This is a genomic window from Halarchaeum grantii (genome assembly GCF_014647455.2).
GTDB lineage: Archaea > Halobacteriota > Halobacteria > Halobacteriales > Halobacteriaceae > Halarchaeum > Halarchaeum grantii.
This window is the reverse complement of the sequence record NZ_BMPF01000002.1, coordinates 220768-246226: the sequence shown is the minus strand read 5'-3', so window position 1 is coordinate 246226 and position 25459 is coordinate 220768. Positions and strand designations below refer to the sequence as shown.

The 25459-nt window shown below is 69.9% G+C and carries 22 protein-coding genes; 15 read left to right on the top strand and 7 right to left on the bottom strand.

Going from position 1 to position 25459, the window contains the following annotated elements:
• Positions 1–120: 120 nt before the first annotated feature.
• Complete coding sequence (locus IEY12_RS07480) at positions 121–2601, bottom strand: DNA topoisomerase I (RefSeq protein ID WP_188881796.1); 2481 nt, start codon at positions 2599–2601, stop codon at positions 121–123.
• A 192-nt stretch (positions 2602–2793) separates the two neighbouring features.
• Here IEY12_RS07480 and IEY12_RS07475 point away from each other — a divergent pair, with 192 nt between their 5' ends.
• Positions 2794–3159 carry a DUF7994 family protein gene (locus IEY12_RS07475; protein ID WP_188881793.1) on the top strand — a complete coding sequence of 122 codons (366 nt, stop codon included), beginning with the start codon at positions 2794–2796 and terminating at the stop codon, positions 3157–3159.
• Between the two features lie 24 nt (positions 3160–3183).
• Here IEY12_RS07475 and gatB read toward each other — a convergent pair whose 3' ends face one another.
• The gene (gene gatB, locus IEY12_RS07470) at positions 3184–4662 is read right to left on the bottom strand and encodes an Asp-tRNA(Asn)/Glu-tRNA(Gln) amidotransferase subunit GatB (RefSeq protein ID WP_188881791.1); all 1479 of its coding nucleotides are present in this window, start codon (positions 4660–4662) and stop codon (positions 3184–3186) included.
• A 156-nt stretch (positions 4663–4818) separates the two neighbouring features.
• On the opposite strand from gatB, the gene IEY12_RS07465 reads away from it, so the two are divergent.
• From IEY12_RS07465 to IEY12_RS07455, 3 genes are read left to right on the top strand one after another with little or no spacing between them, the layout of a single operon-like run.
• Positions 4819–5160 carry a DUF7518 family protein gene (locus IEY12_RS07465; protein WP_188881789.1) on the top strand — a complete coding sequence of 114 codons (342 nt, stop codon included), beginning with the start codon at positions 4819–4821 and terminating at the stop codon, positions 5158–5160.
• 19 nt (positions 5161–5179) lie between these two features.
• Positions 5180–8755: a chromosome segregation protein SMC gene (smc, locus tag IEY12_RS07460; protein WP_188881787.1), complete on the top strand. Its 3576-nt coding sequence runs from the start codon at positions 5180–5182 to the stop codon at positions 8753–8755.
• Positions 8748–9767, top strand: coding sequence for a segregation and condensation protein A (locus IEY12_RS07455; protein ID WP_188881785.1), 1020 nt, complete (start codon positions 8748–8750; stop codon positions 9765–9767). Before smc ends, IEY12_RS07455 begins: the two co-directional genes overlap by 8 nt.
• Here the strand turns inward: IEY12_RS07455 and IEY12_RS07450 are convergent.
• Positions 9764–10474, bottom strand: coding sequence for a DUF7504 family protein (locus IEY12_RS07450; RefSeq protein WP_188881783.1), 711 nt, complete (start codon positions 10472–10474; stop codon positions 9764–9766). The genes IEY12_RS07455 and IEY12_RS07450 overlap by 4 nt on opposite strands.
• Before the next feature lie 149 nt (positions 10475–10623).
• On the opposite strand from IEY12_RS07450, the gene IEY12_RS07445 reads away from it, so the two are divergent.
• Positions 10624–12048: an MATE family efflux transporter gene (locus IEY12_RS07445; protein WP_188881777.1), complete on the top strand. Its 1425-nt coding sequence runs from the start codon at positions 10624–10626 to the stop codon at positions 12046–12048.
• A gap of 8 nt (positions 12049–12056) precedes the next feature.
• On the opposite strand, the gene IEY12_RS07440 is transcribed toward IEY12_RS07445, so the two are convergent.
• On the bottom strand, positions 12057–12758 hold the full coding sequence (locus IEY12_RS07440) for a phosphoribosyltransferase (RefSeq protein ID WP_188881774.1): 702 nt from the start codon (positions 12756–12758) through the stop codon (positions 12057–12059).
• 146 nt (positions 12759–12904) lie between these two features.
• Here IEY12_RS07440 and IEY12_RS07435 point away from each other — a divergent pair, with 146 nt between their 5' ends.
• Positions 12905–13135, top strand: coding sequence for a hypothetical protein (locus IEY12_RS07435; RefSeq protein WP_188881772.1), 231 nt, complete (start codon positions 12905–12907; stop codon positions 13133–13135).
• A 51-nt stretch (positions 13136–13186) separates the two neighbouring features.
• Positions 13187–14086, top strand: coding sequence for a PhzF family phenazine biosynthesis protein (locus tag IEY12_RS07430; protein ID WP_188881769.1), 900 nt, complete (start codon positions 13187–13189; stop codon positions 14084–14086).
• On the opposite strand, the gene IEY12_RS07425 is transcribed toward IEY12_RS07430, so the two are convergent.
• On the bottom strand, positions 14083–14529 hold the full coding sequence (locus tag IEY12_RS07425) for a hypothetical protein (RefSeq protein WP_188881764.1): 447 nt from the start codon (positions 14527–14529) through the stop codon (positions 14083–14085). The two genes, IEY12_RS07430 and IEY12_RS07425, sit on opposite strands and share 4 nt — an antisense overlap.
• Before the next feature lie 155 nt (positions 14530–14684).
• On the opposite strand from IEY12_RS07425, the gene ppsA reads away from it, so the two are divergent.
• A complete protein-coding gene (gene ppsA, locus IEY12_RS07420; RefSeq protein WP_188881762.1) occupies positions 14685–16931 on the top strand; it encodes a phosphoenolpyruvate synthase in 2247 nt (748 codons plus the stop codon).
• Positions 16932–17018: 87 nt separating this feature from the next.
• The gene (gene mfnA, locus IEY12_RS07415) at positions 17019–18086 is read left to right on the top strand and encodes a tyrosine decarboxylase MfnA (protein ID WP_188881751.1); all 1068 of its coding nucleotides are present in this window, start codon (positions 17019–17021) and stop codon (positions 18084–18086) included.
• Positions 18087–18251: 165 nt separating this feature from the next.
• On the opposite strand, the gene IEY12_RS07410 is transcribed toward mfnA, so the two are convergent.
• On the bottom strand, positions 18252–18443 hold the full coding sequence (locus tag IEY12_RS07410) for a DUF5786 family protein (RefSeq protein ID WP_188881748.1): 192 nt from the start codon (positions 18441–18443) through the stop codon (positions 18252–18254).
• A gap of 135 nt (positions 18444–18578) precedes the next feature.
• Here IEY12_RS07410 and metG point away from each other — a divergent pair, with 135 nt between their 5' ends.
• The 6 genes from metG to IEY12_RS07380 all read left to right on the top strand — a co-directional run bounded on the left by metG (position 18579) and on the right by IEY12_RS07380 (position 24994).
• A complete protein-coding gene (gene metG, locus IEY12_RS07405) occupies positions 18579–20654 on the top strand; it encodes a methionine--tRNA ligase (protein ID WP_188881744.1) in 2076 nt (691 codons plus the stop codon).
• Between the two features lie 119 nt (positions 20655–20773).
• A complete protein-coding gene (gene pyk / locus IEY12_RS07400) occupies positions 20774–22522 on the top strand; it encodes a pyruvate kinase (RefSeq protein ID WP_188881735.1) in 1749 nt (582 codons plus the stop codon).
• 1 nt (position 22523) lies between these two features.
• Positions 22524–22730: a DUF7312 domain-containing protein gene (locus IEY12_RS07395; RefSeq protein WP_188881730.1), complete on the top strand. Its 207-nt coding sequence runs from the start codon at positions 22524–22526 to the stop codon at positions 22728–22730.
• 486 nt (positions 22731–23216) lie between these two features.
• Positions 23217–23786 carry an NfeD family protein gene (locus IEY12_RS07390; protein WP_188881723.1) on the top strand — a complete coding sequence of 190 codons (570 nt, stop codon included), beginning with the start codon at positions 23217–23219 and terminating at the stop codon, positions 23784–23786.
• Between the two features lie 76 nt (positions 23787–23862).
• The gene (locus IEY12_RS07385; RefSeq protein ID WP_188881721.1) at positions 23863–24165 is read left to right on the top strand and encodes a preprotein translocase subunit TatA; all 303 of its coding nucleotides are present in this window, start codon (positions 23863–23865) and stop codon (positions 24163–24165) included.
• 55 nt (positions 24166–24220) lie between these two features.
• Positions 24221–24994, top strand: coding sequence for a CPBP family intramembrane glutamic endopeptidase (locus IEY12_RS07380; RefSeq protein WP_188881714.1), 774 nt, complete (start codon positions 24221–24223; stop codon positions 24992–24994).
• A 6-nt stretch (positions 24995–25000) separates the two neighbouring features.
• Here IEY12_RS07380 and IEY12_RS07375 read toward each other — a convergent pair whose 3' ends face one another.
• Positions 25001–25372: a DUF5789 family protein gene (locus IEY12_RS07375; protein WP_229871027.1), complete on the bottom strand. Its 372-nt coding sequence runs from the start codon at positions 25370–25372 to the stop codon at positions 25001–25003.
• Positions 25373–25459 lie beyond the last annotated feature (87 nt).

Here is a 25459-nt window from a genome sequence, read left to right as displayed (position 1 = left end):
CGGACACGACACGTCGCGCAGCCTCGCATCCCGTGCCGGGCGCTCCGATGACGCCCCTCTCCAGCCCTTCCACGGCGTCGCCGGTGCGACTCGCGCCGCCGGCCGCATATTCCCCCCTTCTCAATCCGCCTTCGCCTGCCAGTCGCGGACGCGCTCCGCACTGACGCCATCGACGTCGTCCGCGACCGCTTCGGCGTCCGCCTCGCGGAGGTCCGCGACGCTCTCGACGCCCGCCGCCGAGAGCTTCTCCTTCGTCTTCGAGCCGATGCCCTCGATGTCGTCGAGCCCCTGTCGGGCGCGATACTCCTCGTAGTTACAGATCGGGCAGCCGAGTTCCCACGGCTCCTCGCTGCCCTCGTCGTGGACGATTAGCTCCGGGAGGTCGTGCTCCTCGCAGTAGTCGTCCGTTATCTCGATATCGCCCCGTCGCGGGAGCGGGAGCGAGTACTCGCAGTCCGGATAGCGCGTGCAGCCGACGAGCCGCGAGCCCGACTGGAGCTTGCGGATCGCGAGCTCGCCACCGTGCGCTTCCCCACACTCGGGGCACGGCCCGATGACGCGGTCCTCCGTCTCGGCGGCCTCCTCGGCCGCGCAGAGCGGGCAGCCGTGGACGAACGTGCTCCGCCCCGCGAGCATCTTCACCTCGTTGAGCCCGTGCTCCTCGCACTCCGAGTCGAGGACGACCGGCTCGCCCGTCGACGGGAGCGGGAGCGTGAAGCGACACTCCGGATAGCCGTCACAGCCCACGAAGTACGACCCCTGACGGCTCCGCCTGACGAGCAGGTCCTCGCCGCAGTCGGGGCACGGCCCGAGGCGCTTGTCCGCCTTCAGCGACTCGCGCAGGTGCTCGCCGATCTCCTCGCGGGAGTCGCCCAGCTCCTCGAAGATGCGTTCGAGGATCTCCCGCGACTCCTCGGTCACCTCCTCGAGCGTCTTCTCGCCCTCGGCAATGGCCGTCATGTCCGCCTCCAAGTCGGCGGTCATCTCCTCGGAGACGACGAGGTCCGCGTACTCCTCCGCCGCCTCCACGACCGCCATCGCCAGCCGCGTCGGGCGCGGCGGGTCGTTCTCGATGTAGCCCCGGTCGTAGAGCTTCTCGATGGTGTTGTGTCTCGTCGACTTCGTCCCCACCCCCAGCGACTCCATGGTCTCGATGAGCCGCGACTGGCCGTACCTCCGAGGAGGCTGGGTCTGCTTCGCCTCCAGCCGGGGGTCGGAGACGGCGAGTTCCTCGCCCTCCTCGACGTCCGGGACGTGGTTCTCGTCCGCGCTGAAGTAGGGGTAGACGGCGTGGTACCCCTCCTCGAGCAGCCGCCGACCGTTCGCCTTCAGGCTCGCATCGTCGGCAGCTGCGACGACGCGCAAGTGCTCCCACTCGGCGGGTTCGGCGAGCGTCGCGAAGAAGCGCCGCACGACGAGTTCGTAGAGCTCCCACTCGTCCTCCGAGAGGTCGCTTTTGCTCGGCAAGTCCGACGTCGGGTGGATCGGCGGGTGGTCCGTCGTCTCCTCGTCGCCGCGCGTCGCCTCCAACTCGTCGAGTTCCTGCAGGAGCGACACCGAGTCGGCGAAGTCGCGCTGCGCGGAGAGCGCGTCCAGTAGCTCGGCCGGGTCGAGGTCCTCCGGGTAGACGGTGTTGTCCGTCCGCGGGTAGGTGATGTAGCCCGCCGTGTAGAGGTCCTCGGCGATGCTCATCGCGCGCCCCGCGCCGTACCCCAGCGAGCCGGCGGCACGGATGAACTGCGTCGTGTTGAACGGCGCGGGCGGGTCGTCCGTCCGCGTGCGCCGCCGCACCGACTCGACGACCGCGCTCGCGGCCTCGCGTAGCGTCGCGAACGCCGCCTCCGCGTCGCCCTCGTCCCAGACGCGCTCGGCCTCGGTGTCCTCCTCGTCGAGGTAGAAGTACTGCGCCTCGAACGCCGTCTCCTCCTTCGTGAGGTCCGCGAAGAGCTCCCAGTAGTCCTCGGGGTCGAACGCCTCGATCTCGCGCTCCTTGTCCACGATGAGCTTCAGGGTCGGGGACTGCACCCGACCGACGGAGATGAAGTCGTCGCCGACCTGTCGCGCGGAGAGCGAGAGGAAGCGCGTGAGCGCCGCCCCCCAGATGAGGTCGACGATCTGCCGGGCCTCGCCGGCGGCCGCGAGGTCGAAGTCGAGGTCGTCCGGGTCCGCGAACGCGGACTGCACCTCGTTCTCCGTGATCGAGGAGAAGCGCACGCGCGAGATCGGGACGTCGTCGTTCGCCTTCCGGACGAGCTCGTAGGCCTCCTTCCCGATGAGTTCGCCCTCGCGGTCGTAGTCGGTCGCGATGACCGCCGAGTCCGCGTCCGCCGCGAGACGCTTGAGGACGTTCACGATGGACTCCTGTGTCGGCGTCTTCGTCACCGGCGCGTGCGCGAGCTCGGCGGGCTCGACGTCGCGCCAGTCGCTGTACTCCGGCGGGAAGTCCACGCCCACGACGTGTCCGGAGAGGCCGATGCAGCGTCGGCCGCCCCACTCGTAGACGTTGACGCCCCCGCTCCGCTCGGTGGACGCGCCGCCCCCGCTGAGGATGTCGGCGATGCGCCGGGCGGCGTTGTCCTTCTCGGTGATGATGAGTTCCACGGTCGGATAGCCCGCCTCGCGGCGGTCGTTACCCCACGATAGGCCGGACGCCGTTCTAAAGCTTTCGGGGCCGAAACAGACGTTTTCGTGCGCGTAAGCGCCTGTGCGGGCGTCGGGTGCGTACCCGCGCGGCGCCTCGCGTGCGCGCTCGCAGGAGGTGAACTACTTGGGGCTGGCCCTCCGAGCGAGGACATGGCATTCACGTTCCGTCGCTTCGGCTACCTCGGCGCGTTCCTGCTCGTCCTCGCCGCGCTCTTCTTCGTGGCGTTCGGCGCCCCGCCGCTCGACAGCCTCACCGGCCTCCAGCTCGTCGTCTTCGTCGTCGCCGGCGTCTTCGAACTCCTCGGCGGCTTCGGGAACCCGATCCGCGAGCGCGTCGGCGCGCTCCGCCTCGTCGGCGTCGGCCACGTCGGTCTCGGCGTCTCGATGGGCCTCTCGGCGGCGAGCGAGTCGAGCCTCCTCTTTCAGGCGCTCTTCGGGCTCACCGGCCTCGCGCTCGTCGCGTTCGGCGTCGACTACGTCCTCGGCGGCCGGTACTTCGAGACGCCGACGGAGTAGGCCGTCCCGTCTTCGCGTCGAGCGTTAGGCGTCCAGCTCCTCGCGCAGGAGGCCGTTCACCTGCCCGGGGTCGGCGCTCCCGCCGGTCTTCTGCATCACCTGCCCGACGAGGAAGTTGAGCGCGCCCTCGTCGCCGCCCTCGTAGTCCGCGACGGCGTCCGGGTTCTCCGCGATGGCCTCCTCGACGGCGGCCTGCACCTCGCCGGCGCCCGTCTTCCCGAGGTCCTCGGCCTCGACGATTTCGTCCGGGGCCGCGCCGTCGTCGAGCATCTCGCGGAGGACGACCTCTCTCGCGTTTTTCTCCGTGATCTCGTCCTCGGCGACGAGTTCGACGAGGCGCGTGACCTCGTCGAAGCGCCCTTCGAGGTCCGTCACCGCCATGTCCCGGTAGTTCAGCTCGCCGAGGAGGTTGTCCGCGACCCACGTCGCCGCGAGACTCGGGTCGTACTCCTGTGCGATCTCCTCGAAGAAGTCCGCGACCTCCTTCGTGGAGGTGAGCTTGCTCGCCGCCTCCTCGCTGAGGTCGTACTCCTCGCGGAAGCGCTCGCGCCGGGCGTCCGGGAGCTCGGGGATGTCGAGTTCGTCTTTCCAGTCCGAGACCTCGAGCGGCGGGAGGTCGGCCTCGCGGAAGTAGCGGTAGTCCTTCTCCTCCTCCTTGGTGCGCATCGAGACCGTGATGCCCCGGGACTCGTCCCAGTGGCGCGTCTCCTGCTCGACCTCTCGCCCCCGCTTGATGGCGTTGCGCTGGCGCGTCACCTCGTAGGCGAGCGCCTGCTGGGCGCCCTTGTGACTCGAGATGTTCTTCACTTCGGTGCGGTTCGCCGCCGCGAGGACGGCGTCGTCGACCCCGCCTTCGAGGTCGCTCGCGGGCACCATCGAGATGTTCGCGTCGACGCGGAGGCTGCCGTCGCGCTGGCTGTCGTAGATACCGAGGTACTCGAGGACCTCCTCGAGCTTCGCGAGGAACGCCCGCGTCTCGTCGGGCGAGCGGAAGTCGGGTTCGGTGACGATCTCGACGAGCGGCGTGCCCGCGCGGTTGTAGTCGACCTTCGTGTAGTCGGCGGTGTCGATGCCGCCGCCGACGTGCTGGAGGCTCCCCGGGTCCTCCTCGAGGTGTGCGCGCGTGATGCCGATGTCGCGGCGCTCGTCCGCGACGCGCACCTCGAGCTCGCCGTCCTGACAGATGGGGGCGTCGTACTGGGTGAGCTGGAAGCCCTTCGGGAGGTCGGGATAGAAGTAGTTCTTCCGGTGGAAGCGCGTGCGCTCGGGGATGTCGGCGTGGAGGGCTTTGCCGAGGCGGACGGCGGCCTCGACGGCGCCCTCGTTGAGGACGGGGAGCGCGCCCGGGAGCCCGAGGCACGTCGGGCAGGTGTGCGTGTTCGGCTCCGCGCCCGCCGTGTCCGTCGAACACCCGCAGAAGATCTTGGTGTCCGTCTCGAGTTGCACGTGGACCTCGAGCCCGATGACGGCGGCGAGGTCCTCCGTGGCGGCCTGCGTGCTCATTTGCCGGGGATTCGACGCGCGGGCGCTTAGGCTTGACGAAGGTCCGAACGCGCCCGACGACGGCGAGCCCCGTGGAGCGCCGCCGGGATATCGTCAGCCGAGCGTCTGACGCACGGCCGCCACAGGCTTATGGTCGGCGAGGCTGTTCTCGTGGGTATGTCGAGCGATAGCGACCGGGTCTCCGAGCTCGAAAGCCGCGTGAAGGAACTCGAAGCCACCGTTCGCGGGCTCACCGAGGAGCTCGTGGACGCGAACGAGCGCATCCGCGAGCTCGAGGACTACCACGACGCCCACGAGAGCGCGGGTCGGCCCGCCTCCGAGCCGCTCGCCGCCGGCGCGCCCGAGGAGGACGCGTCCGCGGACGCGAGCCCGAGCGGGGCGGCCGCCGATGCCGACGCCGATGCCGCCGACGGCGACGGCGAAGGAGCTAAAGGCGCCGAGGGCGAGGATACGACGACGGAAGAGGAGTCCGGGATGGACGACATCATCGTCGCCTGAGGACTCCGGACACCCCCAGATGTACATCGACGAAATCGTTCTCGAGAACTTCAAGAGCTTCGGCCGGACGACGCGGATCCCGTTCTACGAGGACTTCACCACGATCAGCGGCCCGAACGGTAGCGGGAAGTCCAACATAATCGACGCCGTCCTCTTCGCGCTCGGTCTCGCGCGGACGCGCGGCATGCGCGCCGAGAAACTCACCGACCTCATCTACAACCCGAGCCACGACGGCGACGGCGAGACGGCGGGCCCGCGCGAGGCGAGCGTCGAGGTCGTCCTGAACAACTCCGACGGCGCGCTCGCGCGCTCGCAGGTCGTCAACGCGGCCGGGAGCGACGACGTCGGCGACGTCGAGACCATCACCGTGAAGCGCCGCGTGAAGCGCACCGAGGACAACTACTACTCCTACTACTACCTCAACGGGCGCTCGGTGAACCTCTCGGACGTGCAGGACCTGCTCGCGCAGGCCGGCGTCACCCCCGAGGGGTACAACGTCGTCATGCAGGGCGACGTCACCGGCATCATCAACATGACCGCCGGCGAGCGCCGCGAGATCATCGACGAGATCGCGGGCGTCGCCGAGTTCGACGCGAAGAAGGCCGACGCCTACGACGAGCTCGACGTCGTCGAGGACCGCATCGAGGAGGCCGACCTCCGCATCGAGGAGAAACGCGAGCGCCTCTCGCAGCTCGAGGACGAGCGCGAGACCGCCCTCGAGTATCAGGGCCTCAAGGAGGAGAAGGAGGAGTACGAATCCTACCGGAAGGCCGCCGAACTCGAGGAGAAGCGCGACGACCTCGCGAACACCGAGGCCGATATCGAGGAGCGCGAGGCGGAACTCGAGGACCTGCAGGCCGAACTCGACACGCGTCGCGGCCGCGTGGAGCGCCTGCAGGAGGACCTCGACGAGCTGAACGCCGAGATCGAGCGCAAGGGCGAGGACGAACAGCTCGCGCTCAAGCGCGAGATCGAGGAGGTGAAGGGCGACATCAGTCGCATCGAGGACAAGATCGAGGCCGCGGAGGAGCGCCGCGAGCAGGCGGAGAACGACCGCCGCGAGGCGTTCGTCGCCATCGACCGCAAGCAGGAGGAGCTCGACGAACTGGAGGCGGAGATCCGCGAGGTGAAGGTCGAGAAGGCCTCCGTGAAGGCGGACGTCCAGGACCGGAAGGCGGACCTCGCAGACGTCGAGGAGCGCATCGAGTCCGTCGACACCGAGTTCGACGAGGTGAAGGCGGAGCTCGCGGCGAAGAAGGACGCCCTCGAGGAGGCGAAGAGCGAGCGCAACGACCTCCAGCGCGAGAAGGACCGCCTGCTCGACGAGGCGCGCCGGCGCTCGAACGAGGTGCGCGAGGCCGAGGACGACATCGAGGCGGCGCGCGAGGAGCTCCCGGAACTCGACCGGAAGCTCGCGGACCTCCGCGACGAACTCGAGAAGGCCGAGCGGAACCGCGCGCAGATCGAGGACGTCGTCGAGGACCTGAAGTCCCAGAAGCAGGCCCACCAGCAGGAGCTGAACGACGTCGAGGACGACCTGCAGGCCGCACAGGAGGAGTACGCGCGCTTGGAGGCGAACGCCGAGCAGTCCGGTGACTCCTCCTACGGCCGTGCGGTCTCGACGATCCTGAACAGCGGGAAGGAGGGCGTGCACGGCACGGTCGCCCAACTCGGCGGCGTCGCGGGCGAGCACGCGACGGCGGCGGAGACCGCCGCCGGCGGCCGGATGGCGCACGTCGTCGTGGACGACGACGGCGTCGGCCAGTCCTGCATCGAGTACCTGAAGTCCCGGAACGCGGGCCGGGCGACCTTCCTCCCCATCACGGAGATGCAGAACCGCTCGCTCCCGCGCGAGCCGGACGACCCCGGCGTCGTGGGCTTCGCGTTCGACCTCGTGGAGTTCGACCGGCAGTACGCGCCCGTCTTCTCCTACGTCCTCGGCGACACGCTCGTCGTTGAGAACATGGAGACGGCGCGCGAGTTCATGGGCGACTATCGGCTCGTGACGCTCGATGGCGAACTCGTCGAGAAGAGCGGCGCGATGACCGGCGGCTCTCGCTCGGGGTCGCGCTACTCCTTCTCGAAGTCCGGAAAGGGCCAGCTCGAACGGGTCGCCTCGAAGATAAACGACCTCGAGGACGAGCGCCAGTCGATCCGGAGCGACATCCGGGACGTCGAGGAGCGCCTCGACGGCGCGCGCGACCGGAAGTCGGACGCCGCCGAGACGGTGCGCTCGCTCGAGGGCGACATCGAGCGCGTCGAGGCGGAGAAGGCGGACGCGAAGACGCGGATCTCGGACCTCGAGGAGCGCCTCGAGGAGCTCGAGGCCGAGCGCGCCGAGGTGGACGAGCGGATGGGCGAGCTCGACGAGGAAATCGCCGCCCAGTCCGAGCGCATCGAGTCCATCGAGGCCGACATCGAGGAGCTGGAGGCGGAGCTCGCGGACTCGGAGATCCCCGAACTCACCGCCGAGAAGGAGGCGATCCGGGACGACATCGCGGACCTCGAGGACCAGCTGTCCTCGCTCGATGGCGAGCTGAACGACCTCCAGCTCCAACAGCAGTACGCGGAGAACGAGATCGAGGACCTCCACGACGACGTGGAGGACGCACAGAACACGAAGGCCGAGCAGGCCGAGCGAATCGAGTCCTTCGAGGCGGAGATCGAGGCGAAACGCGAGACGCTTGCGGAGAAGGAGGCCGCCGTCGACGACCTCGAGGACGAGCTCGCGGAGCTGAAGGCCGAGCGCGAGGCGCTCAAGGAGGAGTTACAGGAGGCCCAGCGCGAGCGCGACGACCAACAGCAGAACGTCGAGTCCGTCCAGAGTCGCGTGGAGAGCCTGCGGCGGGCGGCCGAGCGACTCCGCGAGGAGGTCGCGGACCTCGAGGAGGCGGTCGGCGACTACGACGCCGCGGAGATCCCGGAGATCGACGAGGTGGAGGACGCCGTCGCGCGCCTCGAACGGCAGATGGAGGCCCTCGAGCCCGTGAACATGCTCGCGATAGAGGAGTACGACGAGGTCGAGGCGGAGCTCGACGACCTCGAGGAGAAGCGCGCGACGCTCGTCTCCGAGGCCGACGGCATCCGCGAGCGCATCGAGAGCTACGAGTCCCAGAAGCGCCAGACGTTCATGGACGCCTACGAGGCCATCGACGGGCACTTCCAGCGCATCTTCTCGCGGCTCTCCGCCGGTTCGGGCGAACTCGTCCTCGACGACGAGGACGACCCCTTCGACGGCGGGCTGACGATGAAGGCCCAGCCCGCGGACAAGCCCGTTCAGCGCCTCGACGCCATGTCCGGCGGGGAGAAGTCGCTGACGGCGCTCGCGTTCATCTTCGCGATCCAGCGACACAACCCCGCGCCGTTCTACGCGCTCGACGAGGTGGACGCGTTCCTCGACGCGGTGAACGCGGACCGCGTCGGCGAACTCGTGGACGAGCTCGCGGAGGACGCCCAGTTCGTCGTCGTCAGCCACCGCTCGGCGATGCTCGAGCGCTCCGAGCGCGCCATCGGCGTGACGATGCAGGGCGACAACGTGAGCAGCGTGACGGGCATCGACCTGACGAACGGCGAGGAGGCGCCGGCGGATGACTGACCGGCGGGGCCGAGCGGAGCGAGGGCCCGCCGAACGAGCGAGCGGGGAGCGGAGCGACCCGCGAGCAGACGGTCAGCCACGAAGCGGGTCACCAGAAACGCGAGCGCACGCACTTCGTGCGGACGGCGGCAACCCCGAGGATGCGTTCACGCTCTCCGGTCACGAGTCGGGCGAGGCCGACCTGCCGTTCGACGGCGCGGACGACGCGGACGACGCGAAGCCGGAGTCTGCGGACGCGAACGCCGAGGAGGAGGAGGTCGAGCCGGTCGAGTTGCTCGTGCAGTTGGCGAAGGACGGCGAGATCGAGCCGTGGGACATCGACATAGTGGACGTGACGGACGCGTTCCTCGAGCGACTCGACGAGGCGGATCTGCGGACGTCGGGGCGCGCGCTCTTCTACGCCTCGGTCCTCCTGCGGATGAAGTCGGACGCCCTCCTCGAACCGGACGCCGACGAGGAGCCCGAGGACGCCGAGGAGCCCGGCTGGGAGGACTGGGAGCCGGGGATGGAGCCGCCGGCGGACGCGCCGGACGTCGATCCGGTGGCGGCCTTGGAGGACGAGATGGACCGCCGCCTCGAACGCAAACCCCAGCGCGGGACGCCGGAGACGCTGGACGAGCTCGTGCGCTCGCTGCGCGAGGCCGAGCGCGGGTCGTGGTGGAAGGAGTCCCGGACGTACGACACCTCCGACAGCCCGAGCGGGTTCCAGCGCGGCGTGCAGGAACTCGACTACCGCTCGGGCGACGACTTCCGGATGGAGGAGGAGCCGTCGGCGGCGGACGTCACGGACACCGCACACTCCGAGGACATCGAGGAGGTCATCGCGGACGTGGAGGCGGCGCTCGCCGAGCAGTACGAGCGCGGCCGCGAGGAAGTACTGTTCGCGGAGGTGGCGGACGCGGGGTCGTCGCGCGTACAGTCGTTCCTCGCGCTCCTCTTTCTGGCGCATCGCGGGCGACTGACGCTCGAGCAGGACGAGCTGTTCGGCGACCTCTGGGTCGTCGACGCTTAAGCGAGTTCGAACCAGCCGGTCTCGATGTCGGCGTCGCGGAGCACCCAGCGCTGCTGGGTCGCGCCGTCGGGTCGCGTCTCGACGTAGACGGTGGCGTCGAAGAGCGGTTCGATGGCGTCGATGGTTTCGTCGTGGACGCCGGCGGAGGCGTGGACGTGACCCATGCCGCGCGCGTCCCGAACCGTGCTCGTGAGGAGGTGGAGGAAGCGGAAAAGGGACTCTTCGGGGACGGCGTCGGCGAGCGGGTCGAGGGAGTCGAGGCAGAACCGGAGCTCACCGGGCGCGCCCTGCTCGCCGTCGACGACGCGGTCGAGGTGGGAGCTGACGGTGGCGAAGAGCGCCTCGAGGTCGGTGGGGTCGTCGAGGTCGTCGTACCACTCGGGCTCGCCAGCGCCGAGTGAGGGGCCGACCGCGCCCGTCGGGGCGGCGGCGACGGCGGAGCGGGTGGTGTCGGAACCGGTGGCGTCGACGACGCCGAAGCGACTCGCGTCACGGTCGCGGGAGCCGTGGCGCGCGAGCACGTCGGCGAGGGGGACCGACGTGGACAGGAAGACGTGGTGGCGGTCGAGGTCGTGGCCGCCGAGCAGTCGCTCGCAGGCCGCGCGTTCCCCTCCCGGGTCGTCGACGACGAGTACGTTACAGCCCTCCCGCTTGAGTGCGGCCAGCTCACGCGAGAAGGCCGCCGCCTCGGAATCCGCCACTCCCATGATTCATTACTACTACCCGTGGATCCGTATTTAGTTTTTCTGGAAAATCCGGTGTATGTTTCGGGCCCCGGCGTCGCTAACGCGGGGGTTGCGGCAACGCTATCACGGCTCAGGAGCGTTCAAGACGCCCGGAGGTCTCACTGGTAGTAGTGCCCGGTCCCTCCGCTCCCAGTGACTCCTCTCGCTCGCTGACGAGCGGCCCGCTCGTCCGCCCGACGCTCCGCCTCGCGTGGCCGCTCGTCGTCGTCCAACTCCTCCAGGTCGTCTACAACCTCGTGGACACCATCTGGCTCGGCGCGTACTCGCCGGACGCGGTCGGCGCGCTCTCGCTCGCGTTCCCGATGGTCTTCCTCCTCATCTCGGTCGGCGGCGGGTTCACGGCCGCCGGGAGCATCCTCGTCGCCCAGCACACGGGCGCGGACAGCGAGGCGGGTGCGTCGAAGGCGGCGGGGCAGACAATCTGGTTCGTCTCCGTCATCGCGGTCGGCATCGGAATTCTCGGCTTCCTGCTCGCCAAGCCCCTGCTCTCCCTGCTGCCGGCGGACCCGGGGACGGCGGCGCGCGTCGTCCCGCTCGCCGGCGAGTACATGCAGACGTACTTCCTCGGCGTGCCGTTCGTCTTCGGCTTCTTCGTCTTCACGAGCCTCCTCCGTGGGTACGGGGACACGCGGACGCCGATGTACGTGATGTTGCTCACGGCGGGGCTGAACGTCGCGCTCGACCCGCTGTTCATCTTCGGCTACGCGGGCGTCCCCGAGCTCGGCGTGCAGGGCGCCGCGCTCGCGACGGTGCTCTCGCGCGTCGTCGCGGCGGCCGTCGGCTTCTACGTGCTCTTCTACACGGCTCGCGGCCCGGCCGTCGGCGCGGCGGACCTGCGGCCCGACTTCGAGGTGGTGCGCGACATCGTTCGCCTCGGCGTTCCGAGCGCCATCGAGCAGTCGACGTCGTCGCTCGCGATGGTCGTCCTGACGGCGATGATCGCGGCGTTCCCGCCCGCCGTCGTCACCGCGTACGGAATCGGGAACCGCCTGTCGTCGCTGGTCTTCCTGCCGGCGCTCGGCCTCGGGCAGGCGACGAACACGATGGTCGGGCAGAACCTCGGAGCGAACGAACCGGGGCGCGCGGAGCAGGCGGTCCACGTCGCGGGCGGCCTCGTCGTCGGGTCGATGGCGGTCGTGGCGGCGCTCGCGTTCTGCTTCCCGGAGGCGGCGGTCGCGCCGTTCCTGACGGCGGACGCGCCCGGCGTCGCGGCGACGCTCGCGCACGCGAGCGAGTACGTCCGCGTGATGAGCCTGATGTTCGTCTTCATGGGGCTCCTGCAGGTCATCCTCGGCGCGTTCCGTGGCGCGGGCGACACCCGGACGAGCATGGTGTTCTCGCTGGTGACGCTCTGGGTGGTGCGGGTGCCGGCGACGTACGTGCTCGCGTTCGCGCTCGGCTGGGGGTCGACGGGGCTCTGGTGGGCGGTGGCGCTCGGCGACATCGTGGGCTGTCTCGCGGCCGGCCTCTGGTTCACGCGCGGGACGTGGAAGGAGCACGTCGTCGCGTCGCGTGACGCGGAGCCGGCGGACTGAGTCGAGAACTAGGCCTCGTCGCGCAGCAGCCACTCGTCGTCGGCGCTCTTGACGAGGACGTCCCGGCGCACCATCTCCTCTAAGACTTCGTCGAGGCGGTTTGGCTGGGCGATCTCCATCTCGATGCGCTCGACGTCGTGGTAGGCGGAGAGGAGGTGGCGGATCTCCGCTTTCGTGTAGGGGCCGTCGTCGTCGGTCTCCATGACGCCGCTGATGAGGTCGGTCATGTCCTCGATGAAGTTCCACGGGTAGACGACCCACGCCCACTGTTCGAGGCGCTCGCCGACGAAGTCGGGGTCGAACTCGCTGGTGCCGAGCAACTGGAGGGTGGCGGTGCGGACGTCGTTGGCGTCGCGCTCCTCGACGTACTCGTGGGCGCGCTCGATGGAGCCGCCGGTGTCGGCGATGTCGTCGATGACGAGGACGTCCTTGCCCTCGACGGAGCCCTCGGGCATCGGGTAGCGAACTTCGGCCTCGCCGCTCTGTTGGGCGGTGCCCACGTAGTGTTCCATCTTCAGGCTCGTGAGGTCGTTGAGTCCGAGGAAGTCGCAGAGACAGCGCCCGGCGAACCAGCCGCCGCGAGCGAGCGCGACGATGACGTCGGGTTCGAACTCGGAGCGCTTGACCTGCGTGGCGACGTCCCGGCAGAGCCCGTAGATGTATTCCCAGTTAGTGATGGTGCACTTGAAGTCGTCCGGGAGCTCGGACATGTGGTATCTGTTCTGGCCCGAGGGTTCGGAGGACGTTAAGTGGTCGGATAGCCGCTCGCGGTGGGTCGGCCCCGGTTCGGCGCGTGAGACGGGGGAAAGGTTTATCATCGTAGTTTGTGTGTTATTGTTTAGCAAGGTGAGTGATGATGAGTGTCACACAGAGGACGGGGGAGTGGACCCTCGACGAGAAGGAGCCCGGCGTCTACCTCGTTAAGCGCCGCGGACACCTACAGGCGAAGGTCGTCACCGACGACTGCGAACCGAGCGAGACGGTCGAATACCTCCTCGAGGGCGGCGTCGCGGACGTCATCGAGGTGGAGACGGCGGCCGACGCCTACGAGCGCTTCCGAACCCTCATCGCGGAGCGCGCACGGTGAGCGCGTCGACGAAGCCGAGCGTTCAACAGGGTCGCGTCCGAGTACCGTGACGTGCACACAACTCGCGCTCTCCTCTGCGACGCGTTCACCGACCGCCCGCTCGCCGGCAACGCCGCCGGGGTCGTCCCCGACGCCGCGGGCCTGAGCGACGCCCAGATGCAGGCCGTCGCGCGCGAACTCGCCGTCAGCGAGACCGCGTTCGTCACCGACAGCGACGACGCCGACCGCCGTCTGCGCTACGTCACGCCGACCACCGAGGTCGACCTCTGCGGGCACGCGACCGTCGCGACCCACGCGCACCTCCACGAGGCCGGCGTCCTCGAGGCCGGCGCGCACACCGTCGAGACGAACGTCGGCGTCCTCGACGTCGAACTCACGGACGACGGCGTCGTCTGGATGACGCAGCGCGACCCGTCGGTCCGTCGCCTCCCGAACCTCGATGACGACGTCGTCGCGGACGCGCTCGGCGTCGATGCGATGTCGTTCGTCGACGAACTCCCGCTCGCCGTCGCGGACACCGGTCTCCCCTTCCTCGTCGTCGGCCTCGACTACCTCTCGACGCTCGGCGAGGTCGACCCCGAGGACGCCGCGGTCCGCGACCTCTGCGAGCGCGTCGGCGCGAAGGGCGTCTACGCGTTCACCTTCGACACGCTCGAGCGCGAGGCCTCCCTGCACGGCCGGGCGTTCTGCGCGCCCGTCGGCATCCACGAGGACCCCGTCACCGGCACCGCCTCGGGCGCCGTCGGCGCCTACCTCGACGAGGTCGCGGCGTTCGGCACCGACTTCCCAGACGAACTCGTCTGCGAGCAGGGCCACTACGTCGAGCGGCCCGGCGAGGTCCGCGTGCGCGTCGAGGACGACGTCCGCGTCGGCGGCACCGCCGCGACGGCCCTCGACGGCGAGATTCGGGTCCCCCCCGAGGACGACGAGGACGAGATACTCGAAGCTTAGAACGACCCGTCGCCGCCGCGCTCGCTCCTGCTCTCGACCCCGGTTTCGCTCTCGCGCTTCAACTCCCGCATCTCCCGGTTCACCGACTGGAGGTCCTGTTGCATGTCGCTCAGTCGGTCGTCGAGCACGCTCACGATGTCGCTCTTCACGCGCTGGGTGTCGTAGGTGTCCGCGACGTCCTCGCTGACCGCGCCGGTGAGCGTCCGGTAGAGCGCCCACGCCTTCCCGAAGCGGTAGACGGCGACGCCGGCGACGAGGAGCGCGAGGCCCGGGAGGCCGGCGCTCGTCGGCACGGGCACCGTCGCCGGGCCGACCGCCGTCGGCGTCGCGTTCGCGGCGAGGAGGTACGCGCCGCCGGCGACGAGCGCGACGCCGACGAGCGCGAACAGTACGGTCCAGACGAAGTACGCGCCCGCCCAGCGGAACGCGCGTTTCCAGTTCACACCACCTCCGTGTCGGCGGGCGACGTAAAACCCTGCGCCCCGGTGTCGGTGCGGAGCCGTCACGTGCGACGATTAACTCGGCTCCGAATACCGAAATACCCCTATATACCCTCCGAAACGACTATCTCCCGGGGTTCGTTCTGTCCAGACGCCTAATGCCAGTACGTTGGCTCGCAGACATCAGCGCCGAGGACGTTTCGAGCGTCGGCGGGAAGGGCGCCTCGCTCGGAGAGCTCACACAGGCCGGCCTCCCGGTGCCGTCCGCGTTCGTGGTGACGGCGGACACCTACCGGGCGTTCCTCGAAGAGACCGGGCTCGACGAGGAGCTCTCGCGCACGCTCGACGTGGACGTCGAGGACTCGGCGGCGCTCGCGGACGCCGCCAGCCACGCGAAGGAACTCGTGCTCGACGCCGAGTTCCCGGCGGAGGTGGCCGAGACGGTGCTCGCGGCCTACGACGACTTCGGCGACGAGCCGTTCGTCGCCGTTCGCTCCTCGGCGACCGCCGAGGACCAACCCGACGCGAGCTTCGCCGGCCAACAGGAGACCTTCCTGAACGTCGATCGAGAGGACCTCCTCGACCGCGTGAAGCGCTGTTGGGCGTCGCTGTTCACCCAGCGCGCCATCTACTACCGCGAGGAGCAGGGCTATCCGCACGACGGCGTCGACATCGCCGTCGTCGTCCAGCGGATGGTGGACGCCGAGAAGTCCGGCGTCATGTTCACCTCCCACCCCTCGACGGGCGCGCCGACCACCATCATCGAGGCGGCGTGGGGGCTCGGGGAGGGCGTCGTCTCCGGGAGCGTCTCCCCGGACAACTACGTCGTCGACCGGGGGAGCGGCGCGGTCGAGGACGTGACGGTCGCCGAGAAGAAGACGCTCATCACGCGCGACGCCGAGACGGGCGAGACGGTCGAGGTCGACGTCCCCGAGGCGAAGCGAACCGAGCGCGTCCTCTCCGAGGCCGAACTCGACGAACTCCGCACGCTCGGCGAGCGCGTGGAGGAACACTACGGCACCCCGCAGGACGTCGAGTGGGCGATCGTCGACGACGTGGTGTTCATGCTCCAGTCGCGCCCCATCACCACCATCGACGACGACGCCGCCATCGCCGAGACGGAGGCGAGCGACGGCGACGCGCTCGTCTCCGGGCTCGGCGCGAGCCCCGGCATCGCGAGCGGCGCGGCGCGCATCGTCCGGGGCCTCGACGAGCTCGACAAGGTCGGGCAGGGTGACGTCATCGTCACCGAGATGACGACGCCCGACATGGTGCCCGCGATGAAGCGCGCGTCGGGCATCGTCACCGACGAGGGCGGGATGACGAGTCACGCCGCCATCGTCTCGCGCGAACTCGGCGTCCCGGCGGTCCTCGGCGCGGGGAGCGCGACCGCCGTGCTCAGCGACGACCAACCCATCACCATCGACGGCGACCGCGGGACCGTCGAGTCGGGGCGCGCCGAACCCGACGAGGAGCGCGAACCCGTCGAGGACGCGCGCCCGACGACGCCCGTGAAGCCGATGACCGCGACGGAGGTGAAGGTGAACGTCTCCATCCCGGAGGCCGCCGAGCGCGCCGCCGCGACGGGCGCGGACGGCGTCGGCCTGCTCCGCACGGAGCACATGATCCTCTCCACGAACCAGACGCCCGAGCGCTACGTCGAGACGCACGGCGCCGAGGCGTACACGGACGAACTCGTGCAGGCGATTCGGAGCGTCGCCGACGAGTTCTACCCCCGCCCGGTCCGCGTGCGCACCCTCGACGCGCCCACCGACGAGTTCCGCCAGCTCGAGGGCGGCGAGAACGAGCCCCACGAGCACAACCCGATGCTGGGCTATCGCGGCATCCGGCGCTCGCTCGACGAGCGCGAGCTCTTCGAACTCGAACTCGCCGCGTTCGCCGAGCTCTACGAGATGGGGTACGACAACGTCGAGGTGATGTTCCCGCTCGTGACGGACGGCCGCGACGCCGAGGCCGCCCGCGACGCGCTCGCGGCGGCGGGCGTCGACACGGCGAAGCGCCGCTGGGGCGTGATGGTCGAGACGCCGGCCGCCGCGCTCTGCGCGGCCGAGTTCTGCGAGGCCGGCGCGGACTTCGTCTCCTTCGGGACGAACGACCTCACGCAGTACACGCTCGCGGTCGACCGGAACAACGAGCACGTCGCCGAGCGCTTCGACGAGCTCCACCCGAGCGTGCTCGCGCTCATCGAGGGCGTCATCGAGACGTGCCGCGAGCACGACGTCGCCACCTCCATCTGCGGGCAGGCCGGCTCGAAGCCCGAGATGGTCGACTTCCTCGTCGAGCAGGGCGTCTCCTCCATCAGCGCGAACGTCGACGCGGTCCGCGACGTCCAGCACGAGGCCAAGCGCGTCGAACAGCGCCTCATCCTCGACTCGGTCCGGTAAGTAGACGTCGACGCCGACCGTCTCCCGGTCGGTCTCGGTCGGCGTCGAACGGAACGTCTTAACCGGCCGCTACAGTATCAGGTGGGTATGGACGCGTCGCCCCAGGAGTTCGACCGCGTGCTCTCCTCGATGTGCACGCGCCCGCACCCGGAGGCGCGGGCGGCCGCCGAGCGGTTCCTCGCGGACAACCCGGGCGACCCCGCCACGTACCCGGCCATCGCCGACCTCGAGGACCGCGCCGTCGACACGCTCGCGGAGGTCACGGGCCTCGACGACCCCGCCGGCTACGTCGCGAGCGGCGGCACCGAGGCGAACATTCAGGCGGTGCGGGCCGCTCGCGAGGTCGCGGAGAGCGACACCCCGAATGTCGTCGCGCCCGAGAGCGCGCACTTCTCGTTCAACAAGGCCGCCGACCTGCTCGGCGTCGAGTTACGCCTCGTCCCCGTGGACGACGACTATCGCGCGGACGTCGACGCCGTCGGCGCCGCCGTGGACGACGACACCGCGCTCGTCGTCGGCGTCGCCGGCACCACCGAGTTCGGCCGCGTCGACCCCATCCCCGAACTCGGCCTCGTAGCCGACGAGGCGGACGCGTGCTTCCACGTCGACGCCGCGTGGGGCGGCTTCCACCTCCCGTTCACCGACCACGACTGGCACTTCGGGCACGCGCCCGTCGACACGCTCACCATCGACCCGCACAAGGTCGGGCGCGCGCCGATCCCGGCCGGGGGGTTCCTCGCGCGCGACGCGGACACTCTCGACCGGCTCGCCGTCGAGACGCCGTACCTCGAGTCGACGGCGCAGGCGACGCTCACGGGGACGCGGAGCGGCGCGGGCGTCGCGGGCGCGGCCGCCGCGCTCGACGCGCAGTGGTCCGCCGAGTACGAGGCGAACCACGAGCGCGCGAGCGGGAACGCCGCCTACCTCGCGGACGAACTCACCGACCGGGGGTACGACGTCGTCGACCCCGAACTCCCGCTCGTCGCGTTCTCGCTCCCCGAAGCGGAGTTCGAGGCCGCGCGCGACGCGGGCTGGCGGCTCTCCCGGACGGGGAGCGGCGAGGCCCGCATCGTCTGCATGCCCCACGTCACGCGCGAGATGCTCCGCACCTTCCTCGAGACGCTCGACGCCGCGCGCGTCGGCGCCGGCGTCTGAACCGCGGTCACGTCACCGGTCGCGCCGCTCGTCGGAATCGAACCCGTCGAAAACGAACGTGTGGCGGTCGCGCTCGCGGCGCTCGCGTGGACGGGGTCGCTCGACTCGTCGCCACCCGCCCGCGTCGGTCGGCTGGTGCCCGCCGTCCTCCGGCGGCGTCGCCGGTTACTCCTCGTCGTCGTCGCCGCCCTTCATCTCCTGCAGGCGGTCGACGAGCTCGCCGCTCGAGGCGCCGGTGTCGAAGCTGACCGAGCCGTCGTGGTCGTTCTCGTGGACGCTGACGGCGTCCTCGTCGTCGTAGTCGGTCCCCGAGTTCTGCTTCTCCTGCTCGGACTCGTCGTAGCTTCCGAAACCCATGCGACGTAACCGAGTGACCGCGCGGGCATAAGGCGCTCGTCCGCGACGCGGTGAGCATGGGGTTCACTCGCGCACCCCTGCTTAGCGGAGTCGGAATCCGCGGGATTTAGGCCGATACGGCGCGCGGTATCACGTATGTCTCACGAGGAGTTCCCCACAGAGAACCCCGCGCTGGTGACGTGCGGGCTCCCCTACGCGAACGGCGACCTGCACGTCGGCCACCTGCGGACGTACGTCAGCGGCGACGCGTTCACGCGCGGCCTCCGCACGCTCGGCCAGCAGGCGGCGCTCGTCTCCGGCTCCGACATGCACGGCACCCCCATCGCCGTGAACGCCGAGCAGGAGGGCGTGACGCCCGAGGAGTTCGCGCTGCGCCACCACGAGGAGTACGCCGAGACGTTCCCGAAGTTCAACGTCGACTTCGACAACTACGGCCACACCCACGAGGAGACGAACGTCGAACTCACGCAGGAGTTCGTGCGCGCGTGGGAGGCCAACGACCACGTCTACGAGCGCGAGATTCCGGTCGCCTACGACCCGGACGCCGACCAGTGGCTCCCCGACCGCTTCGTCGAGGGCGAGTGTCCGTACTGCGGCGAGCACGCGCGCGGCGACGAGTGCGACGAGGGCTGTCAGCGCCACCTCGAACCCGGCGAGATCGTCGACCCCGTCTCGACGCTCACCGGCAACCCCGCCGAGTACCACGAGCGCGCGCACAAGTTCCTCCGTCTCGAGGAGTTCCAGGAGTACCTCCAGGGGTTCATCAACCGCATGGAGGGGACGAGCAACGCGCAGAACCAGCCCCGCGAGTGGATCGAGGGCGAGTTGCAGGACCTCTGCATCACGCGCGACATGGACTGGGGCATCGACTATCCGGGCGAGGGGTCCGAGGACCTCGTGCTCTACGTCTGGGTGGACGCCCCCATCGAGTACGTCGCGTCCACGAAGCAGTACAGCGAGCGCGTCGGCACCGACGAGTACGACTGGGAGGAGGTCTGGAAGGACGGCGACTCCGAAATCGTCCACGTGATCGGCCGCGACATCATCCAGCACCACACGGTCTTCTGGCCGTCGATGCTGCGGGCGGCCGAGTACAACGAGCCGCGCGCGGTCTGCGCGACCGGCTTCGTCAACCTCGACGGGAAGGCGTTCAGCACCTCCCGAAACCGCGCTATCTGGGCGAACGAGTACTTGGAGGAGGGCTTCCACCCCGACCTCCTGCGCTACTACCTCGCGACGGCGGCGGGCTTCGAGCGCGACGTGAACTTCTCGTGGGAGCGCTTCCAGGAGCGTGTGAACACGGAGCTCGCGGACGTCGTCGGCAACTTCGTGAACCGCGCGCTCCTCTTCGCCGCGCGCAACTTCGACGGCACGCCGGACGCCGACCTCACCGACGAGACGGAGACGCGCATCGCGGCGGCGATGGACGACTACGAGGACGCCCTCAACGACTACGACGTCCGGAGCGCCGGCGAGACGGCGGTCGCGCTCGCGCGCTACGGCAACGAGTACATCCAGAACGCGGAGCCGTGGAAGCTCGACGCTGACGAGGCCGCGCCCGTCATCCGCGACTGCGTCCAGATCGTGAAGGCCGTGAGCGTCCTCCTCCAGCCGTTCACGCCCGAGAAGGCGGACCTCGCGTGGAGCCAGCTCGGCGAGGACGGCGACGCCGCGGACGCCACCGTCGCCGACTGCCTGCAAGCGCCGCCCGCGTCCTTCGACGAGCCGGACGCGCCGCTCTTCGAGAAGATCGACGACGAGCGCGTCGCGGAGCTCAACCGGAAGCTCGACGAGCGAGTCGAGGAGACTACGGGCGAGGAGAGCGAAGACGGAGACGTGAGCGACGACGACTCTGACGCGGAGACTGAGAGCGAGTTCGAGGACCTGCTCGAGGAGCGCATCGGTTTCGAGGACTTCGAGGCGCTCGACCTCCGCGTCGGGCGCATCGAGGCCGCCGAGGGCATCGAGGGCGCGGACAAGCTCGCGCGCCTCACCGTCGACATCGGCGTCGAGGAGCGCCAGATCGTCGCCGGCATCAAGCAGCTCCACGACCTCGACGACCTCCCCGGCACGAAGGTCGTCGTCGTCGCCAATCTGGAGCAGGCCGAACTGTTCGGCGTCGAGTCGAACGGCATGGTGCTCGCCGCCGGCGAGGACGCCGACCTCCTCACGACGCACGGCGACAGCGAACCGGGCACGAAGGTCCGCTAATCCCTCACGGTCGTTCCTAATCATTACTGGCGCTGAGTGGGCGCTGAACGCCCGCGACGGCCGTCTGCGTGCCGACCTATCACCGCCCTTTTTGCCGCGTCGGCGTCAAGGGCGCCCCAATGAGGAACGCGAAGATTATCTGCACGCTCGGTCCGGCGACGGACTCCCGGGCGGCGATTCAGGACCTCGCGGAGGCGGGGATGTCGGTCGCGCGGCTGAACGCCAGCCACGGAACGGTCGAGGACCGCCGCGAGCGCATCCACACCGTCCGGCAGGTCGACGACACGACGGAGGAACCGCTCGCCGTGATGCTCGACACGCAGGGCCCCGAGGTGCGGACCGCGGAAATCGACGACCCGATTCACGTCGAGACCGACACCACCGTCGAGTTCTACGTCGGCGACGAGGCCACGCCCGACCGCATCGGCCTCTCGAACAGCATCAGCGCCGTCGAAGCCGGCGACGTCGTCCTGCTCAACGACGGCCGCATCGAGACGCGCGTCGAGGGCGTCGAGGACGGCGTCGTCACCGCGTACGTCGTTAGCGGCGGCGAGCTCGGCTCCCGGAAGGGCGTGAACGTCCCCGGCGTCGAACTCGACCTCGACGTCGTCACGGAGAAGGACCGCCGCGACCTGAAGCTCGCCGCCGAGGAGGGCGTCGACCTCGTCGCGGCGTCGTTCGTCCGGAGCGCGGCGGACGTCTACGAGATCTCCTCGACGCTCGAGGAGTTCGGCGCCGAGATCCCGATCATCGCGAAGATCGAGCGCGCGGGCGCCGTCGAGAACCTCGACGAGATCGTCGAGGCCGCCTACGGCGTGATGGTCGCGCGCGGCGACCTCGGTGTCGAGTGCCCGATGGAGGACGTCCCCATCACCCAGAAGCGCATCATCCGCAAGTGCCGCGAGACCGGCTCGCCCGTCATCACCGCGACGGAGATGCTGGACTCGATGGTCCACTCCCGTCGACCCACGCGCGCGGAAGCGAGCGACGTCGCGAACGCCGTCCTCGACGGCACGGACGGCGTGATGCTCTCCGCGGAGACCGCCGTCGGGGACAACCCGACGCGCGTCGTCGAGACGATGGACCGCATCGTTCGCGAGGCCGAGTCGAGCGAGGAGTACGTCGAACTGCGCGAGCAGCGCGTCCCGAAGGCCGACGACGACTCGCGGACGGACGCGCTCGCGCGCTCGGCGCGCTACCTCGCGCGCGACGTGGACGCCACGGCCGTCGTCGTCGCCTCCGAGTCCGGCTACACCGCGCGGAAGGCCGCGAAGTTCCGCCCCGGCGTCCCCGTCGTCGCGACGACGCCGAACGACGATGTGCGCCGCCAGCTCGCGCTCTCCTGCGGCGTCGCGCCCCAGTACTCCGCCTACACCTCCGGCGGCACCTCGGCGGTCATCGAGAACGCGGTCTCCGCCGCCATCGACTCGGGCATCGTCGAGTCCGGCGACACGGTCGTCGTCGTCTCCGGGATGATGACCGAGCTCGACGGCTCGGACACGACGAACACCCTCAAAGTCCACGTCGCCGCCGAGACGGTGGCGACCGGGCGCTCCGTCGTCTCCGGGCGCGCGACCGGGCCCGCCCACCGCGTCGCCGACGGCGACCTCAGCGACCTCCCCGAGGGCGCGATTGCGGTCCTCCCGTCGACGTTCGACGGCGAGTTCGAGGGGGACGTCGAGAAGCTCGCGGGCATCGTCAGCGCCGACACCGGCATGACGGGCTACGCGGCGATGGTCGCGCGCGAACTCGACCTTCCGATGGTCGGGAGCGCGACCCTCGACGACGACGTCGCGGACGGCGAAACCGTCACCGTGGACGGCGAGCGCGGCGTCGTCTACGCCGGCGAGATCAGCGGGAGCCGATAGGATGAGTGAGCGCATCGACGGCGAGCAGGAGCGCGACGACGGCGAGTGGCGCTTCTCGCTCGCCGACCTCGAAGAGGACGCCGAGGAGGACCCGGTCGCCGAGGCCCGCCCCGTCGAACCCGGGTCGCCGAGCGCGGAGAACGTCGCCTTCTTCCTGCTCGGTGCGCTCGGCGCCGTCGGCGTTTTCGCGCTCCTGCTGGTCGGGTGACGCGGTTCTGAGCGCAGGCGAAGAACCGCGGAAACGCGAACGGTGAGCGACAGCGAGCCGTGAGCAAACACGGCAACCGAGCAGTTTGCGAGGGCGCCGCGAAGACGCGAACGGTGAGCGACAGCGAGCCGTGAGCAACCGCGGTTCCGGGCGCTGTGGTGAGGCTCGCGCTTCCCCACCGAGAGAACCGACGACCGGCCGGGGTTTTCCGGCCGCTCTGTTCGCGGACGCCGCTCGGCGTGGCTCGCGTATCGACCGGCGCGGCGGATGGACGACCGACGTACGTGTGTGAAGCCTCGCGTGTATGGAGACGGGAGACAGCGTCGAAGGAGCCCCGCAAAACGCGGTAGACCAGAGCGAAAGCAAAGAAGCGAGTGCTGGATTCGGGTCGCGCTGCAGCGAGTCGGGGTTTTGCCGGCGACCGGGGGGAGGCGCGGGAAACGCTCGCGGGTAACGTTCTTCCCGGTCCGTCACGGATGGACACGTATGGCGGACTTGCTCGACATCTCGTTGCCGCTCCTGCTCGTCGTCGCGGGCGTCGTCCTCTGCATCGCGGAGGCGTTCGCGCCGGGCGCACACTTCGTCGTCATCGGCGTCGCCCTCCTCGTCGCGGGGCTCGCGGGCGTCCTCCTCCCCGGGGTGGTCACCCCGCTCGTGCTCGCGGTCCTCGTCTTCGTCGTGGGCGCGCTCGCGCTCTGGGGCTACCGGCACCTCGAACTCTACGAGGGGACGGGGCGCGGGAAGACGGAGGGCTCGTCCTCCCTGCGCGGGGTTCGCGGCGTCGTCACGGAGCGCGTCACGGACTCCTCGGGGCAGATCCGTCTCGACGAGGGCGGCGGCTTCGACCCGACGTACGCCGCGCGAACCATCTCGGGCGCGGACGCCATCGACGAGGGCGCCGAGGTCGTCGTCGTCGACCCCGGTGGCGGGAACGTCCTCACCGTCGCGGCGGTCGACGGCCTGGACGACATCGACCGCGAACTCGAGCGCGGGCGCGAACGCGAGCGTGCGGACCGCGAGTCCGAGTCGGCCGACCGGGAGCGCGAGCGGGAGTGAGGGGCGTCGCGCCCGGCGGCGCGTCGCGTGAGCGGCGTGTACAAAGCTTACAACGCGGCGCGCACTACGCGAACGCATGCACACCCTCCACGACGCCGTCGCGCCCGCGTTCCTCGGTGGGATGCCGGGCGGGGTGGAGTTGCTCGTCATCCTCCTCGTCGCCGTCGTGCTCTTCGGTATCCCCGTCCTCCTCCTGCTCGGCGGCGGTGGCTACCTCCTCGCACGCGGCGCGACCGAGGACGAGCGCATCGCCGAGTTGGAGAGCGAGGTCGAGGCGCTCCGCGACCAACTGAGCGAATCCGACCGCGACCCGGCCGAACGCGACGGGACGGGACGCGGCGACGACACTGACGAGAACGACGGGGACGGAGAGCGATGACGCGCCCGCTCGACTCCGGCGGCCTCTTAGTGGCGCGGGAGCGAACGTCCGCGTGATGTCAGACAGCACCTTCGACGAGTGGGTCCTCCGCGTCACCACGCTCCTCCTCGCGCTCGGCGTCGGCGCCGGCGGCCTCGCGTTCGGCTTCGCCCTCACCCTCGGCGTCGGTCTTGGCCTCCGGTTCGCGGGCGTGACGCTCACGCCGTCGATCAGCATCGTCCTCTCGGTCGTCCTCCTGCAGGGCGTCGCGTTCGGCAGCGTGGCCTACGCGTACGCCCGCTACCGCGACGACACCGCGCGCTTCCTCACGTTCCGCTGGCCGTCGCTTCGCGAACTCGGACTCGCGTTCGGCGGGTGGGTCGGCGCGCTCGCCGCGCTCATCGTCATCGGCGTCCTCCTGCAGGCGACGAACGCGCCGACGGCGAGCAACCAGATCGCGAACTACGGGCTCGAACACCCCGAAGTCCTCCTCCTCCTGATCCCGCTCTCCTTCCTGCTCGTCGGCCCCGGCGAGGAACTGCTCTTCCGTGGCGTCGTTCAGGGGACGCTGCGCGAGCGCTTCGGGCCCGTGCCCGCCGTGTTGCTCGCGAGCCTCATCTTCGCGAGCGTCCACTTCACGTCGCTCTCGGGCGCCGTCGCGGGTCGCGTCGTGACGATCGCGGCGCTCTTCGTCATCTCGCTCTTCCTCGGCGCGCTCTACGAGTACACGGAGAACCTCACGGTGCCCGCGCTCGTCCACGGCGCCTACAACGCCACGCAGTTCCTCATCCTCTACGTCTCCATCGCGTACGGCGACCAGCTCCAGAACGCGGCCGCGCTCCTCGGCTGAGGCGCCTCACTCCTCGGACGTCGCGTCCCCGGAATCGCCGTCAGCGTCGTCCCCGCCGTCGTCGCCGTCGATTGCTTCCCCGTCCGTCTCCGCGCCCGTCGGCACGGGGCCGTCGCCGATCTGTTCGCGGACGGTGTCGACGAACTCGCGACGCGACTCGAAGTAGGGGACGTCCGTGTGCGCGAGGACGTCCGCGAGGCGGCGCGGGCCCTTCGGTGTCCGGATCCGCGTCTCCCCGTCCCGGCGGACGATCTCGCTGCGCTGGATGCCCCACGTGAACCGGGAGGCGACGCGCGCGAGCGGTGCGCCCTCGACGGCGACGCCCTCGCCGAGTTCGACCGCTGGAGCCTCCTCCTCCTCGCCTTCGTCGTCAGCCATACGTGCAGTGTCGTCGGGCCGCGCGATTAGACTTTTCGATGCCCCGAGCGAACGAACGGTGTCTGACGCACTACTTTTGGTGTTGCG

Bases quoted from the DNA above. Each gene is read 5' to 3' on its own strand.
- IEY12_RS07435 (WP_188881772.1), top strand. From the start codon at position 12,905: ATGAGTGTCACACAGAGGACGGGGGAGTGGACCCTCGACGAGAAGGAG.
- IEY12_RS07475 (WP_188881793.1), top strand. From the start codon at position 2,794: ATGGCATTCACGTTCCGTCGCTTCGGCTACCTCGGCGCGTTCCTGCTC.
- IEY12_RS07375 (WP_229871027.1), bottom strand. From the start codon at position 25,372: ATGGCTGACGACGAAGGCGAGGAGGAGGAGGCTCCAGCGGTCGAACTC.
- IEY12_RS07455 (WP_188881785.1), top strand. From the start codon at position 8,748: ATGACTGACCGGCGGGGCCGAGCGGAGCGAGGGCCCGCCGAACGAGCG.
- IEY12_RS07380 (WP_188881714.1), top strand. From the start codon at position 24,221: ATGTCAGACAGCACCTTCGACGAGTGGGTCCTCCGCGTCACCACGCTC.
- IEY12_RS07440 (WP_188881774.1), bottom strand. From the start codon at position 12,758: ATGTCCGAGCTCCCGGACGACTTCAAGTGCACCATCACTAACTGGGAA.
- IEY12_RS07465 (WP_188881789.1), top strand. From the start codon at position 4,819: ATGTCGAGCGATAGCGACCGGGTCTCCGAGCTCGAAAGCCGCGTGAAG.
- pyk (WP_188881735.1), top strand. From the start codon at position 20,774: ATGAGGAACGCGAAGATTATCTGCACGCTCGGTCCGGCGACGGACTCC.
- metG (WP_188881744.1), top strand. From the start codon at position 18,579: ATGTCTCACGAGGAGTTCCCCACAGAGAACCCCGCGCTGGTGACGTGC.
- IEY12_RS07390 (WP_188881723.1), top strand. From the start codon at position 23,217: ATGGCGGACTTGCTCGACATCTCGTTGCCGCTCCTGCTCGTCGTCGCG.
- IEY12_RS07395 (WP_188881730.1), top strand. From the start codon at position 22,524: ATGAGTGAGCGCATCGACGGCGAGCAGGAGCGCGACGACGGCGAGTGG.
- IEY12_RS07385 (WP_188881721.1), top strand. From the start codon at position 23,863: ATGCACACCCTCCACGACGCCGTCGCGCCCGCGTTCCTCGGTGGGATG.
- smc (WP_188881787.1), top strand. From the start codon at position 5,180: ATGTACATCGACGAAATCGTTCTCGAGAACTTCAAGAGCTTCGGCCGG.
- IEY12_RS07450 (WP_188881783.1), bottom strand. From the start codon at position 10,474: ATGGGAGTGGCGGATTCCGAGGCGGCGGCCTTCTCGCGTGAGCTGGCC.
- gatB (WP_188881791.1), bottom strand. From the start codon at position 4,662: ATGAGCACGCAGGCCGCCACGGAGGACCTCGCCGCCGTCATCGGGCTC.
- ppsA (WP_188881762.1), top strand. From the start codon at position 14,685: ATGCCAGTACGTTGGCTCGCAGACATCAGCGCCGAGGACGTTTCGAGC.
- mfnA (WP_188881751.1), top strand. From the start codon at position 17,019: ATGGACGCGTCGCCCCAGGAGTTCGACCGCGTGCTCTCCTCGATGTGC.
- IEY12_RS07410 (WP_188881748.1), bottom strand. From the start codon at position 18,443: ATGGGTTTCGGAAGCTACGACGAGTCCGAGCAGGAGAAGCAGAACTCG.